This window comes from Alterileibacterium massiliense, from assembly GCF_900104645.1.
Taxonomy (GTDB): domain Bacteria; phylum Bacillota; class Clostridia; order Peptostreptococcales; family Anaerovoracaceae; genus Alterileibacterium; species Alterileibacterium massiliense.
Genome location: NZ_FNWE01000001.1, coordinates 216,943 through 231,432, shown reverse-complemented (window position 1 = coordinate 231,432; position 14,490 = coordinate 216,943). Strand labels below are relative to the sequence as shown.

Annotated in this window: 12 protein-coding genes and 1 pseudogene; all 13 read right to left on the bottom strand. The window is 34.9% G+C overall.

Going from position 1 to position 14,490, the window contains the following annotated elements:
• Window positions 1–47: 47 nt before the first annotated feature.
• The 13 genes and pseudogenes from BQ5371_RS01145 to BQ5371_RS01090 all read right to left on the bottom strand — a co-directional run bounded on the left by BQ5371_RS01145 (window position 48) and on the right by BQ5371_RS01090 (window position 13,859).
• A complete protein-coding gene (locus BQ5371_RS01145; RefSeq protein ID WP_205408020.1) occupies window positions 48–2,183 on the bottom strand; it encodes a DEAD/DEAH box helicase in 2,136 nt (711 codons plus the stop codon).
• A complete protein-coding gene (locus tag BQ5371_RS01140) occupies window positions 2,180–3,076 on the bottom strand; it encodes a HamA C-terminal domain-containing protein (protein WP_071132124.1) in 897 nt (298 codons plus the stop codon). Before BQ5371_RS01140 ends, BQ5371_RS01145 begins: the two co-directional genes overlap by 4 nt.
• A gap of 491 nt (window positions 3,077–3,567) precedes the next feature.
• Window positions 3,568–4,329: a nucleotidyl transferase AbiEii/AbiGii toxin family protein gene (locus BQ5371_RS01135; RefSeq protein ID WP_071132123.1), complete on the bottom strand. Its 762-nt coding sequence runs from the start codon at window positions 4,327–4,329 to the stop codon at window positions 3,568–3,570.
• A gap of 77 nt (window positions 4,330–4,406) precedes the next feature.
• Window positions 4,407–4,994, bottom strand: a complete 588-nt coding sequence (locus BQ5371_RS01130) for a type IV toxin-antitoxin system AbiEi family antitoxin domain-containing protein (RefSeq protein WP_071132122.1) — start codon at window positions 4,992–4,994, stop codon at window positions 4,407–4,409.
• Between the two features lie 462 nt (window positions 4,995–5,456).
• Entirely contained in the window at window positions 5,457–6,233 is a 777-nt protein-coding gene (locus BQ5371_RS01125; RefSeq protein WP_071132121.1) for a hypothetical protein, read from the bottom strand.
• 246 nt (window positions 6,234–6,479) lie between these two features.
• Window positions 6,480–6,728 (bottom strand): recombinase family protein, encoded by a 249-nt coding sequence (locus BQ5371_RS07050; RefSeq protein ID WP_205408019.1) that lies wholly within the window; start codon window positions 6,726–6,728, stop codon window positions 6,480–6,482.
• 679 nt (window positions 6,729–7,407) lie between these two features.
• Entirely contained in the window at window positions 7,408–9,084 is a 1,677-nt protein-coding gene (locus BQ5371_RS01115; protein WP_071132120.1) for a recombinase family protein, read from the bottom strand.
• 86 nt (window positions 9,085–9,170) lie between these two features.
• Window positions 9,171–9,335, bottom strand: coding sequence for a hypothetical protein (locus tag BQ5371_RS07035; RefSeq protein ID WP_050973567.1), 165 nt, complete (start codon window positions 9,333–9,335; stop codon window positions 9,171–9,173).
• A gap of 484 nt (window positions 9,336–9,819) precedes the next feature.
• A pseudogene (locus tag BQ5371_RS01110) lies at window positions 9,820–10,011 on the bottom strand (sigma-70 family RNA polymerase sigma factor); the annotation flags it as partial.
• Between the two features lie 71 nt (window positions 10,012–10,082).
• A complete protein-coding gene (locus BQ5371_RS01105) occupies window positions 10,083–11,741 on the bottom strand; it encodes a recombinase family protein (RefSeq protein ID WP_071132119.1) in 1,659 nt (552 codons plus the stop codon).
• A gap of 108 nt (window positions 11,742–11,849) precedes the next feature.
• Window positions 11,850–12,152 carry a hypothetical protein gene (locus BQ5371_RS01100; protein WP_071132118.1) on the bottom strand — a complete coding sequence of 101 codons (303 nt, stop codon included), beginning with the start codon at window positions 12,150–12,152 and terminating at the stop codon, window positions 11,850–11,852.
• Complete coding sequence (locus BQ5371_RS01095; RefSeq protein WP_071132117.1) at window positions 12,149–13,513, bottom strand: relaxase/mobilization nuclease domain-containing protein; 1,365 nt, start codon at window positions 13,511–13,513, stop codon at window positions 12,149–12,151. Before BQ5371_RS01095 ends, BQ5371_RS01100 begins: the two co-directional genes overlap by 4 nt.
• A 1-nt stretch (window position 13,514) precedes the next feature.
• On the bottom strand, window positions 13,515–13,859 hold the full coding sequence (locus tag BQ5371_RS01090) for a plasmid mobilization protein (RefSeq protein ID WP_071132116.1): 345 nt from the start codon (window positions 13,857–13,859) through the stop codon (window positions 13,515–13,517).
• Between the last annotated feature and the right edge of the window lie 631 nt (window positions 13,860–14,490).

Below are 14,490 nucleotides of genomic sequence, written 5' to 3'. Positions count from 1 at the left end.
TACAGACTCACAGACCCCTTTAAAACTATCCATCTTCTACATAATATTCAAAAATTTAAAGATTTTTTCAGTAAATTATACTCATATTCCAGTAATATACTATTAAATATATTAATATTTTGTTTCAACCATTGTAATATAAATATGTTATCATGGTTTTCTTTGTTACACTTGTTAAATTCAACTTCTATTTTTTTCACAGCTGATAATGGTACACCATAATCAACTAAAAATCTAAAATTTTCACTTATCTCGCCATTCTCTAATAATGAACTAAATATACTATAATCTCCAGATGTACCATTATGGATATTTTCAAAAACATATCTCTGAATAGACTCTACAACTGACAGTAGCTTTGGAATTTTATAATTTGCATCATTTCTAACAAACTTTAAAACATCATCGATAGCTTTTTCATGAAAATTTTTATTTGGATCTGCTGTGCTTATATAGGCTTCTTTTTTATAAATTACTTCTTTTAAAGGCATATTAACAATATCTAATGACATTAGAGCTTGTAATTTTGCAAACTTTTCATTATCATTATTTTCTAAAAATTTATAAGCCAAGTTTAGTGTCTTCCACAAATCTTCAAATGAAGGAATTTTACTCCACTTTAAATACGATAAATTATTAACATTCGATTTAATATAATTATATAATTTCTTCTGCCCTTCAACAGAAATTAAATTTTTTCTTATTATAGTTTGTAATTCTTCTGGTATTCCTGACACTAAACTGTTCCTTCTATCTCTATCTTCAACATAATCATCAGGGATATTAAATAAAATCTCATTTGAAATATCTTTTTGATCAATAAAAGGAACATCTATGGAAAAATCTTCAGGTGAAAGTTGTTCATTAAATAAATAAACATTTCCTGTATAATACTTTCCCATTCTTCCCGCCCTTCCTTTGATATTTGCAAAATCAAAAAAATCTATAACTTTAATGCCTTTATTATTACTGAATATTAATATGTTTTTCGCAACCGTATTTACTCCCTCTATTAATGATACAGTGGCAAACAAAATTTGTAGAATCCCTTCATTGAACATTTCAATTTCAGAAGAAACAATATGCCTTGGTAAAGCCCCATTATGAGCTCCAATCCCATACTTCATGAGTTTTTTAAGATCCCATTTTTCAGATATATTTTCATCCATCCATTCAAATATTGGTAAATTTCTATTCACAACATCAACATTTTTAAAGTAGTCTATGTACTCATTTGCTAACTTATATGCTTCATTAGGTGATTTTACGTACACTATACTTGGCTCTTTTAGGCCCTTACGCAATTTAAATAGCTCTTGTTTCTTTTCTTTGTTTTTAAATGGTTTATTGTTCTTTCGAACTTCTATAATATTAGTATTCACCAATGAATAATCTGTCTTGAAAAATTCCACATCATAAATTTTTATAAATTTATCTGAAAGCGAGTTAACAGAAGGTGTTAAAAACAAAGATTGAGGTTTATCATTCATTATCTTCATTATAGAAATATTTAAAGCATCCACTCTATCATCATTTCTCAAATTACTAACCTTATAGAATTCATCAACAATAAAAAAATCAATTTTAGGCATAGCCTCATATTCAAGTACTCTCTCTGCTGTCAAAATAAAAATATTTCTATCTGTAGCTTTTTGTTTGGTGTTAATAACAATATTATAATAATCTAAATATTTACACATATTTTTTCGTGTTTCATCAATTAATGCAAGTGTTGGTTGAATTATCAAAATATTTCTATACTGTTTTCTGGCAACAAACTCTTCAATAAGTAGGCTTTTTCCAAAGCTCGTAGGTGCACTAACCGCAACATTTTTCTTTAAATTAATTGCTATTTCAATTTCCTTTTGTTTCTCATGAAAGTATACACCAGTTAAATATTCAGATTTAAAAAAATTACTTCTAATACTAGATTGCAAAGACTGATTATAATTTTCAATATTTTTAATTTTGTCAATATAATAAGGATAAAAACCTGCTCTTTCAACCAAGTCCAACCAAATTAATTTAGCCTCATTATTTACTTTATCCCAATTTTCTAGTATATTTATTAAAATTTTTCTAGCTTCAGTTGTATCTATAACAGAAGAATAATACTTAGTACATTTCCAATTATATTCAAAATTTTTCAAATATTTAATATTAAATTCCATAACTTCATTCAAATTTGTTGTCCTCCTTTTAATTTTTGATGCAAAGAAGATACAAATTCTCTCTTGTTATCTAAAGGAAACAGTAACAAATAAACATTGAGAGAATCTGACCATGGATGTAATTTTAACAAATTATTCATCCTATTATATAGCTTGTCAACTTCTTTATTTAAAGTTTCCTCAAAACTATCTTTATTAAAATTTGCTAAGCTATCACTTTCAAACGCAGCAAACAAACATACATTAATATTGGCTAATTTTCTGAGAATTTTAGTATTAGGATCTAATAATTCTAAAATAAAATCATCACAAGCTGCTTTAGAATCGTGTATTCGATTTGTAATTATTTGAAATTCGCTGTCTAGAAAATTAACATTAAAATGATTCACTACATCTTTTGCAAGTTCATCAATTGCTGTTTTAGGATTTTTATATAGTTTAGATTCTCCTAACCATATAATTTTTTCTTTAACATCTACATGAACCGCATCAAATCCATGGGCAACACTACCCACACTATCTTTAAAATATATTTTAGATATTAATGCATCGGCTCTAAAGTATTCGTGTAAAAGATGATATAGAAGTAACTCTCCAAATTCTCCTCTCTTGATATATTTGTCTTCTGTTGAATTAGAATTTAAATATTCTCTACTGGCTTCTTGAATTTCTTTTATTGTATATAGTTTTTTCATTGCTTCTCTTACAGTAGGTACTAAACCAATTTTATCTTTTTTCTCGTTCATCACATCAGTACCAAACGCAAAAGCAGGAATATCATCAAAAAGTTCATCATAGAACTTATCTTTTACTTGTCCATATCCACTATCAAGTAAATCAAAACTAATATAATAAATATGTAAATAATTATTTACTTCTATATTTGTTGAATGATTATGACTCAATTTTTTCTCCTTTAATTTTATTTTTGTTATATCTCAACTTAAGAAATTTAATCACTAAAATAATTAATTTAATATATGAAAACTTACTTCTAATTACTAACTCGTATATTATATATAATCTTTATTTATGCACTCTAATATATCTAGCATACCCCAATCAAAAAAATCACAAATTCTAAGAAAAACATCTGCATTTATATTTTCCCGTTCTTCATTTTATAAAACTTACTTTTACTAACTTTTGCCTTTCCCATCAATTCATGACTTATCATGTCTAAATCTATCCGTTTTTTTAATAGATTATAACTAAAAATTCTCAATATGCTCTACGTCAAAAACTACTATTTATTATATTATACCATTAAATTTTCGTTTAATATAAAAACGTTATCCTTGAAATAACATTTGTCTGTTAAAAAAGAAGTAGATTAATTCTACTTCTAATACTTAATATTTTCTTGTCTATAATTTCCAAACAGTACCCTGGAATATTACATCTCACTAACCCTATTTGAAATAATCGTCACTACATCAACCACCTTATCAAAAGTCAAATCTCCAATATACTTATTTTCACTGAGATATACTTCCCATAAGGATCTTAGGTATAAATCTTCTTTTATGTCCTCGATTATTTCCTCATAGTCTTTCATTATCTCCTGACTTCCCCTTTTATTTGAGGTTCTCTCTATTGCTTCTTTTAAAATTTCATAGTTTATCTCATCTTTTTTTAGTTTGTAGAGGGTATACAGGTCGTAAAAGTCTCTCATTCTTGTCGTTGTTATATTTCTTCTGATTATTGTTTCGTATTTTTCAGCTAAAATTGTTTCTAATGGATATGCCATTATTTTTATATTTTCTTTGCTAAAGATACAGGGATATGTGTATTCTATTTCCCTTGGTGTTATTGCATCTCCTGTTGTTAGGTCTAGTTTCATTGGATTTTTAGTTTTCCCAACATTTGCTATTAGTGAAATTCTAAAGTTCTCGTACTCATCATCTTCCCTAATATAACTGATGTCTTTTATTTCAAATTTTATTCCATCATCTACATTGATATTTATTATTTCTTCTACAATTTCTTTTATTTTTTCTTCTTTTAGGGCTATGCCTTTTATGGTTGTGTCCATGTCAATAGTTGTTCTATTTTCAATTCCGATTAATGATGATATAAGGAATCCACCTTTTATTACAAAATTATTTTTGTACTTTGATTTAGATAGCCTTTCTAAAAATCTTTTGAAAAAATATATTTAAAGAACTTCTTGGGATTTTAAATTTTTCTTCTCTGCCATGCTTCTTATCTTGCCCTTTATACTCTCGATATTAATCACGATAATACCTCCATATATTTCCTAATTTCATCTTCTATTTTAAATAGTCTACTGTATTTTATGAGTCGTCTTAGATTTTTATTTGATGATTTAAAGTATCTTTTTAAGGCTTCTGTGAAAATTTGTTTATCTATTTTTTCTCTGTTGATTATAATGTCGCAAATTGTTCGATCAATGTCGTAAACTGGTATAAAATTGCCTTGCGGTGATTTTATTTCTGTCTTTCCGAATTCGTATAGATCTTTTTTTACATAGTGAACTTGTAAATCTTCATATCTTTTTTTGATATGGCTGGCATTATAGCCTTGAGGTACAGATATATGAAATACATTTGGAGTTCTATCTGATAGGTTGTGGAGGTATAGGGCTGTTTGATGGGAAAATATAATTCGATTACTATTTGATGATATTAAAACAAAATCGTCTATAACTTTTCCTTTTAATTGATATAGTCCTGGTCTTAATCTTTCTAATTGTCCACTCTTTGTTAATTCTGATAAATTATGCCTGGTATTTCCAAGTTCTTCTGCTTCTTTGTTTGTGATTACTAATTTTTCTTGTATATATTCTTTAAGTGTATTCATAGTCCGCCCCCCTCTCATTTACGCTTTTATTATATGCTATAAAAGCGAATATGTAAAGTTGGCTATTAGAGTTTTGTATTTTGAAAAGGATGTAGCGAGTCCTTACTCCCTTTAATAAAAAAAGAGTAGCTTATTAAGCTACTCTTGTAGAAAGTACAAAATGAGTTTATATTACTACTTTTATCTTTATGTTTCCTCATACCAGTTGCAAAACTACTCTTACAATCATATGATTTTATTGAGTATTTTTGATGTATCCCTCTTAATCTTTTTCAAAAATAAAATGCTTATAAAACTGCTTAAAATGCAGGATTTCTAAATTTATATCTTTTGTATTAACGCTATGGCTTCCACATGTGATATTTAGGTTATATTCTATCTTGTTATTATTTCATAAAATAGCTAAATATTCTTCTTTTTCATCATTATTGTACGCACTATTATTTATTTTGATTTGGCTATTTATCTGTATAGTAACGAATTGTATTTTACCATCTTTATTTCTGGTGTTCTCCCATAAGAAAAGTCGAGATACCCTAAAATTGCTATATCATATTCTTTATTCTCATCTATTTTATCTTCAATTCTTCCACGAAATACTTTTGTTTTATATCCCCATGTCCCATCTCTTCTTTTGGTATAAATTAATAATTTAAAAAATTCTTCAAATGGCTCGACTCGCCCCTCTTGCTCTGCTTGTTTCACTGGCTCAACCTTTAATTTAACTTTTCCATAGAATATAAAAACTTTATCTTCATATTCTTTATCTAACCACATACTAAGACTCTTTCTTGGGATTGTTCGTTTTATTGAATTTCCCCCGTTAAAACTTTTTATAATAAGTGGATTATCTCCTTGTGTTTGACTTTTTATGCTTATATCTACTGATGAATCTCTATTCATCAGCATATTTAATGCTGATTCGAGCCTATCTTGAATTTGATCTTCACTAATTGTTTCTACATACTCAATTATTTGTTTTTTACTAGCATAATCATAATTATAGGAACAGTTATCTAAATGACTTGAACTAGGTTCTTTTGATAAATATTCACGGCACCTTGATGTTTTATGTGTAAAAGATAGTATAGCTTCTTTACATTCTGGGCATCTCATACGACCTTGAAAAAAAGATATATCTCCATTATTTTTTTCATATCGCTCTTGAACTTCAGCTAATGTATGAATTCTACCGTCATTAATAAAATAAAAATCATTATATTGTTTTCTTTTCACCATTTTACCTCATTTATTTCTGCAATTTTACATTCTCGATTATTAATTATTCTTAACTGTATTTTTTGAACTATATTTTCTACTCTTTCTATTATTCTCTTAATCAAGATTACTTCTACTTGGTTTTTCTTCTTGAACTTTATTAAATACTTCATCAGTAATAATTGATTCATGATTGTCTTTTTGAAGATAATAATTATCTTTATTTACTGAATCTATTAGTTTTACAGAACCTGTATGCTTTACATTTTATAACATGCTCTCAATACTTCTCTTAGGCCATTTGTTTTCCCTGTTGTGGATTTTATTCTCTTTTTCAAGTTCTTTGACAATGCCTATGAAGCTTATCCCATTTAAGTACCAATTAAATATTTTCTTGACTATTTTTGATTGTTGGAATTTTATAATCAAGTCTCCATTTTCATCATGATCATAGCTACAGTATTTTCGATTATAAAGTTTTGATGTGCCTTGTGTCGCTCTTTTTTTAGAACCCATTTTATATTTTCACTTCGCTGTTTATTTTCTGATTGCACTAAAGATTCCATAATGTATATATCATATCTGTATCATCTTCTTGTCTATCTAAGTTTTCTTGTTCAAAGATGATTATTGCAATGGATTGCTTAATTAATTTTAATCCTTCTAAGGCAATTGCTGTGTCTCAACCATATAGGCTAACGCTCTTTGTAACGATTATAATAATGTCTTCTTTCTTTATATATTCAAGCATTCTTAAGAATTCTTTTCTGCTTGATTTAGCCATGCCTGATGCAATATCAATATCTACAAGTTTCCAATTGGAATAATAAGAGTCTAGTTAAAGCAGATATTTGAGCAACCAAGTATTTAACTGGTCTCTATCCGCAATGCTGACTCGTGCATAGATTCCTGCTCGCTGGATTTGTAATTATTTTTTAGGTAATATCATATGCATTTTTTATTCATATTGAACCCTTAATTCAACTTAATTATTATATATTTTTATTATATGATAAGTAGCTCTATATTATCCACCCCGTTAACTCCACCTAAAATAACCATAGTATCCTCACACCCTGCAATAATCTATTCTTGAACTTATCCTACAAGTTGTTTTCCAAATATAAAATTGGCTTTTAAGGCTTCTTTTAAATTCTAAATTCCATTGATTTCAACAGTCTTATAACCCATTATCTTATTTTCTTGACAGCAAACAGACACTCTCAACATGCTCATCATTGTCCAAACTTATATTTAGATCCTCATCAATGATAGGTAGCTTAAAAGTAATGGATTTTAGCCATTGCCCATTTGCCTGCTTCTCTTCATAAATTTGAATTTCAGAGATGAGTGCTTCTATTAGCTGCCTGCGTTCAACATCGTTCATGACTTTATAAAGTTTGTCAAAATAAATCAAAACCTTATATATATTATCGCCAGTAAGTTTTTCAGCTTCAATAGTTTGTTTCTTTGCTTTTGCATCAATTAACAATGATTCTAATTCTTCAATTTTATCGTACATACGATAAAGTCTATCATCTAAATCCTGTTTTCTTCGTTTGTAGTGCTTATCATCAACATCTAAATTATCTATTTCCTCAATGAGCTTAAATTTTGTGGAATGACTTTTCCTTAGCTCTTTTTGATAATTATCTATCTCATTTTCAATCGCTGATGTATCAACCTTCATGTTGATTTTTTCCTTCATCATAGATGCAAATTTAGGATTGCTAACTAACTTGATTATTACCTCAGCGACAGCATCATCTAACAATTCTTCTCTAATTTGTTTGTTATAGGTGCATTTATGTCCTCTATTCATAAGTCTATGCTTACAACCATAGTAATAGAAGTCTTTATACTTCGTCCCATCTTTTTTATATTTTATGGATTTGTTTCCAAACATTCCAGCACCACATATCGGACACTTTACTATTCCTGATAATAAGTGTGTCCTCATGTTCTTGCCCTTATTTACATGTTCATACTTTTTAGCTTGTGCTTTCAGCTTAACTTGTGCAGCCTGCCACAATTCATCTGGGATTATTGCTTCATGAATGCCTTCTGCTACTAAATAATCGTCCTGCTCTACTTGTCTGTATTCATTCCTTGTACCATGAACTTTTTCTAAAGTTCTTCTTCCAAATGCTATTTTCCCATTATATACAGGATTCTTTAATATCTTTCTTATAAGACCTGCATCAAACAAAGGATTCTTTCCGTTCTGTCTTGGGATTTTTCTAATTCCATGATTCTCTAAGTATTTAGATATCCCATTGGCTCCTATCGTAGTATTTACATACTGGTCGAAAATCGTTCTTATGGCAACTGCCTCTTCCTCATTTATAAACAGCTTGCCGTCTTCAAGTTTATAGCCATACGGAGCAAAGCCACCATTCCATTTACCCTCTCTTGCCTTTTGAATACGACCTTCCATTGTTTGGACACGAATGTTTTCTCTTTCTATTTCAGCCACTGCTGATAAAACAGAAATCATTAGTTTCCCAGCATCTTTGGATGAATCAATGCCATCTTCAACGCAGATAAGATTAACTCCATAATCCTGCATTATTTGCAAAGTCGAAAGTACATCAGCAGCATTTCTTGCAAATCTCGATAATTTAAATACAAGAACGAAAGACACCCCATCCTTTCCAGATTTTATATCTTCCATCATACGAGTAAACTGAACTCTACCTTCTATAGATTTTCCAGACTTACCCGCATCTTCGTATTCACCAACAATCTCATAATCATTATAGAGAGCAAAAGCCTTCATTCTTGATTTTTGTGCCTCTAAAGAATAACCGTCTATCTGTATTGATGTAGATACTCTTGTATAGAGGTATACTTTTATTTTTTCTTTTGACATAGCATTAACCTCAATATCCTTTTCTATATCTTTATATTTTTACCAATTGTGGTTTGGACTTATATATCAAGTATATTATAGCACTTTTATCGTTTTTTCTCAATCTGTGTTTTTGCTATGTCAAATTTATTTTTATCTTCTATATTTTTTACTGGAGTTGGATTTGGAAGATTATCTAAATCTAAAACTCCAGCGTACTTTGTAATCAGATTCGCAATTAAATCAGCCAATCCATTCCAGTCATTATCCACTAACACACCTCCTCCGCTTTAAATTTTCCTTAATTAACTATTATTTATCTTACTAAGTTTTATGACATTGGTAGGTGCTTGGCAGCAACATAGGAATCTCACCTCCGCCCCTTATTAAGACGAGCCGGCTTAAACTATTGAAGTATCATTATCACTACTTGTATCACCGAACAGATTGCCACCTCTGTTTTTTATGTATTCTTATTTATCGCTCACTTTCTTGTATCCTTGGCTAACCCAGTATTCATAGAACCGAAATTGCTTTCAGCAGAAAGATCATGGCGTAAGTCATAATTCTCCACAAGTAGATAAAGTCCTACCTTGGTCTATTCAGTTGTCAAAGATCAATATTTGAAAGGGATTATTTTCTTTACATTTTCCTATTTGCCATAAGCAGGCTTCTCTCTTATTGAATAAAGTAAAGGAAGTCAAATTCCCCTTCACTTTACATAAGGAAAATTTGACCCCTTTGGTTACCGAAGTTCTACAGTTCTTCGATGAATTTTTTTAACTTTTCAAGTATTTTGTTTCTTCTTTTGATTAAAGCCGGATGTGTAATACTTTTGATCTTTGCCACTGAACGAACCGTTTCATCATTGAAATACAAGCGTTCAATAATATCCCTTTCTTCAGCATTGAGCCTTGATATAGCATTTCTGACTGTTTCAATCATGAGTTAAACCAGATAGGGATAAAAATAGATATGTATCGGCAGGAGTACAGATTTACTCCTGCTTTCGCCTTTATTCAGGCGGTTTGACGTGTAGTACGCCGCATATATTCCCGCTCCATTTCCCGCATTTCCTCGTCTGTGGGAATATCCACAATCCCGACATAGGAATAGTAAATGTCGATTTGCTGTGTCCGTTTCCCGTCCTTTTTCTCACGCTCATGGATTACGATTTTATCCACAAATGCGTTTAGGATTTCGGGCGTGAGTTCGTCAATGCGGGTATATTTCTTCGTGACGGCTATCAGCTTTGCTACATTGGTCACTTCCATATCGGCTTGGCTGACCTCTGCGGTCAACGCTTCGATTTCACGCTTTAACTGTCCCTGCTCCGCTTCATATCCGTCTGACAGCTTGTAAAAGCGTTCGTCATTCAGTTTTCCGCTGACATTGTCCTCGTAGATTTTGCGGAACAGGCGGTCAAGCTCATCCATCCGCTTTTCGTCTTTTTCTATCTGTTTCTGCTTTGCGGACAGTTCGTATCGGCGTTCCGCAAGGGTGGTGTCTATCTGCCGTCGGATAAATACCCGCTCAAACTGCTGTAAATAGGACAGGAAATGCTGAAGCTGTTTCAAAACCAACTGGTTTAATGCGTCCTCTCGGATATAATGCTGCGTGCAGTTCTGCGTGCGGCTCGTCCGTTTGTACTGCGAACAGCGGAAATGGGCGTATCCGTTGGCAGTGGCAAGGCTTAACTTTGCCCCGCAGTCGGCACAATAGAGCAGTCCAGAAAACATGCTCGTAATCCCGCTTTTGTTCGGTCTGCGTTTGTTTTCCCGTATTATCTGTACCTTTTCCCATATATCCCTGTCAATGATGGGGGCATGGGCATTTTCGATATACGCCCGCCTGTCCTTTGCGGTGGGGATGCGTTTTTTGCTCTTAAAGCCAAGCCTTGTGGATTTGAAGCTTTCCGTTATGCCGATATATGCTACGTTTTCCAGAATGGCGGCTACGGCAGATGTTTCCCAGCAATACGGGTCTTCCGACACTTTTGCAACGCCGATTCCCTTTGACGCTTTGTAGGCTGACGGGGTAAGCGTCCTGTCTTTCCAGAGGGTTGTGGCTATGGCAGACACGCCCTTTCCCTGCATGCAGAGGGAGAATATCCTGCGGACGACTGCCGCCGCTTCCCCGTCCACAAGCCATCGGGTCTTGTCATCTGGATTCCGTAAATATCCATAAGGCGGCGCACCCAGATGTTCGCCTGCAAGCCCCTTCGCTTTCTTAACTTCCTTTACCTTTTTGCTCGTGCTTTTGGGATACCATTCGTTAAAAAGGTTGGTAAAGGCGGCAAATTCATTGCTCTCAAGGCTGCCAGTGTCCACGTTGTCCATGATGGCGATGAACCTCACGCCCGCTTCGGGATAGATGATTTCGGAGTAAGAGCCGACCTCAATATAATTCCTGCCGAAGCGTGACAAATCTTTGACAATGACTGTCTTTACAAGCCCTTTTTCAATATCCGCCGACATTTCCTTAAAGCTTGGGCGGTCAAAATTCGTACCCGTATAGCCGTCGTCCACATAGAATTTCGGGTTAGGGAAACCGTGTTCCTTTGCGTACTTCATCAGATATTCTTTCTGGTTTACAATGCTGTTGCTCTCGCCTTCCCGTCCGTCGTCCTGGCTTAAACGGCAGTACAAGGCGGTAAATTTTTCCTGCTGTCTTTTCATAAGGTTCTCCTTTCCGACAGCAGACACGGTATTGTGAAGTGTAGGTACAGTGTACCATACCTGTCCTCAAACTTCAACGCTTTAAAGCGGTAATTCTTCTGCGGTCTGCTATGCTCCGTCATCGCCACTCCAATCCCCGTCATTATAACATTCATATCCCTGCATGCCACGCATAAAAATATCCGTAAGCTTGGAAAGCAAATCCCGCCCGTCCTTTCGGAAATGGGCGTCGACGGTGTATTCCGTGCCGCCGATTTTCTCGGTAAAGCTCATCTGCTCTGGAACACGGACAAGGGGAGTGACGTTTTGGACGGGCGGCAGAGGGGGATATACTTTATCGGGATTTACCATAGGGGCGTCCCTGTATTCCTCCATGATTGCCTGTATTTCTTCTTCGGACTTTCTGCTCATCGCAATGATTCCTCCCTCCTGCGGTCTGTTTTGCCTGCCCTCCCGTTCTGGTTTGAACGCTGTTTTTCAGCCGTATCGTGGATTTGGTTTAAACAATCATCAATGTGGGCAGAGCGTTTTTCAATTCCATCCGCATATTTCAGCCGCTTTCGCAGTTCTGTTATCTGCTCCGTCACTCCGTTTTTTTCTTCTCGGAGCGTTTCTTTCTCGGCGGGTGAAGCACGCCGTATCTTATTCTGCAAGTGCCGCCGATAGTCGGTAAGCATGTCCATTTCCGTCTGGTTTTTCTCCCTGTCGGCGTGCAAATCGGAGAGGGTGGAGATGTCATGCTCTGACATATAGCGTACCTGTGCGGTAATCTCGTCCAGTTTCCGAAGCTCCTCTTTCATCAGCGGGCTTGTCGGCTTGTAGTCCGTGCCTTTCGGGAATATCCCCAACTGATAGCACCAGTAATAATACAACGCTAAGATTCCCGTGGTTTTCTGGTGCGGTTTCCAAGCCTTTTTATATTCCTCTGGCATATGGGGAGAGTAGGAAATCCTCGCTTTATAGTTCCCGTACCTTGCCCTTGTGCCTAAATGTGAGCGGATAAAATCGGGCGTTAAGCGTTCATCAAGCGTATCTAATCTTGTAAAATGCTTATACTGCGGCAGCTTCATCTTCCAATGCCCGCCCGAAAAATCAACCTCGTAGCCTTTGTCGGTAAGGTATCTCATCATGTGCGGAATATCCCGACTGCCGCTGATTGCCTCCGCCAAATCTTCCAGATAGACGTTGTAGCGTGTCGGCTTGCCGCTCTTTTCATCCAGATACAGCGGTCTTGAAGGGGCTTTCTTCGGGTTCTCAATCACCGATAATCCGTACTCTCTGCACAAGCGGTCTGACGTTTCCCTTAGCCGTTTCTGCTCCGATTTTGAGTAATTATATTTGCTCCCATCCAGATAGGAAACGGAGTTGAAGCAGAAGTGGTTGTGGAGATGCCCCCTGTCAAGGTGGGTGGCAACGATTATCTGGTACTTGTCGCCCCACATCTCCCTTGCCAGTTTCAAGCCGATTTCGTGGCATTGTTCGGGCGTTACCTCGTCTGGCTTGAAGCTCTGGTAGCCGTGCCAAGCGATATACCCGCCTGTCTTCTGGTACTGCTTTTTCGTCAGAATCATCTGCTGTAACGCTGTTTCTTTTAAACAGTTGATGGCGGAAACAAACTCTCCATTGTCCGTTTTCTCTGGATTTTTCACATAGGAGAACACGTCAAAGAAGTCCTGCATCTCCTTATTCGGCACGGTCTTTTCTGGATTTTCCACATAAGAAATCAGGTCTTTCAACCGTCCTTCGATGTGCCAGAGGCTCGTTGCCGCCATATCAGACTACCCCTTTCCCTGCATATTTTTCCATATCAAACGGTTGTGGCATAGTAAATCTCTGCTGCAAATCCATCACTAACTGCTCAATCTCCTTACAGATTTCAGCGGCGGCAGGATAGAAAGGGACGCATTTTCTGAAAGCATCATGCACTTCATAGAGCTTGCCTAGCAGTTCCCAAAACTCGGTTTGCGGCATTGGCTGTGGGGCATTTCCCCTGCATAACTGACGCATAAATTCTGCTGCGGACAGACCGCAGGCGGATGAATACTGCTTTAATTTTTCATGTTCTTCTTCGCTCAATCTAAAAGTAATGCATACTTTTTCTGATTTTTCTCTACTCATTTTTCTTAATCCTCCAGTCTTATTTTTTCTTTTATCGGGGTAGCTAGGGGCGCTGGACGTCCAGTGGACGTCCGCTTAGCGCCGACCGAAGCGGAGCGTAGACCTGTCCCCTAAGTTAGTCCACACGCCTTTAGGCTGTGGATTGGGATTGTGGCTGACACAATCCGATGCTCGCTATCCCTGCGGACATCTCCGCAGGGCAACTTTTCTGTGCAGCGACATTCTTTATACCTGCCCTTACCCTCCGAAAAGAAAATCCTATGTGCTTCCACCTCCGTTCTGGATTTGATTACCTTTGACTTTTGGATAAATGAAAAAGCCGCTGCACCACACCACGAACGACAAGAGGATTCCCTCTCAATCTGATTCGCAATGTTATGTAGCGGCTTTGAAATTCAAAACCCATGTCAGCCTTGTCGATTGACCAACATTTCAATTTTATATCTATGTACTTATTTAATTTTCAATCTTCCAATTTCCCCATTTGTATTTTAGAATACCATAGCGGCAATATGGCTGTCAAGATTTTGCACAAACTTTTTAGTATTCCCTATGGACAGGGATTTTATTCACTTATTCTAAAATTGGGCGGGAGAATTTTATCCCCCACCCAATAGCCCATAAGAAAGCG

Excerpts from the sequence above, each read along its gene's own strand:
- BQ5371_RS01130 (WP_071132122.1), bottom strand. The coding sequence starts at position 4,994 with ATGAATACACTTAAAGAATATATACAAGAAAAATTAGTAATCACAAAC.
- BQ5371_RS01095 (WP_071132117.1), bottom strand. The coding sequence starts at position 13,513 with ATGGCGGCAACGAGCCTCTGGCACATCGAAGGACGGTTGAAAGACCTG.
- BQ5371_RS01100 (WP_071132118.1), bottom strand. The coding sequence starts at position 12,152 with ATGAGCAGAAAGTCCGAAGAAGAAATACAGGCAATCATGGAGGAATAC.
- BQ5371_RS01105 (WP_071132119.1), bottom strand. The coding sequence starts at position 11,741 with ATGAAAAGACAGCAGGAAAAATTTACCGCCTTGTACTGCCGTTTAAGC.
- BQ5371_RS01125 (WP_071132121.1), bottom strand. The coding sequence starts at position 6,233 with ATGGTGAAAAGAAAACAATATAATGATTTTTATTTTATTAATGACGGT.
- BQ5371_RS01090 (WP_071132116.1), bottom strand. The coding sequence starts at position 13,859 with ATGAGTAGAGAAAAATCAGAAAAAGTATGCATTACTTTTAGATTGAGC.
- BQ5371_RS07050 (WP_205408019.1), bottom strand. The coding sequence starts at position 6,728 with ATGGGTTCTAAAAAAAGAGCGACACAAGGCACATCAAAACTTTATAAT.
- BQ5371_RS01115 (WP_071132120.1), bottom strand. The coding sequence starts at position 9,084 with ATGTCAAAAGAAAAAATAAAAGTATACCTCTATACAAGAGTATCTACA.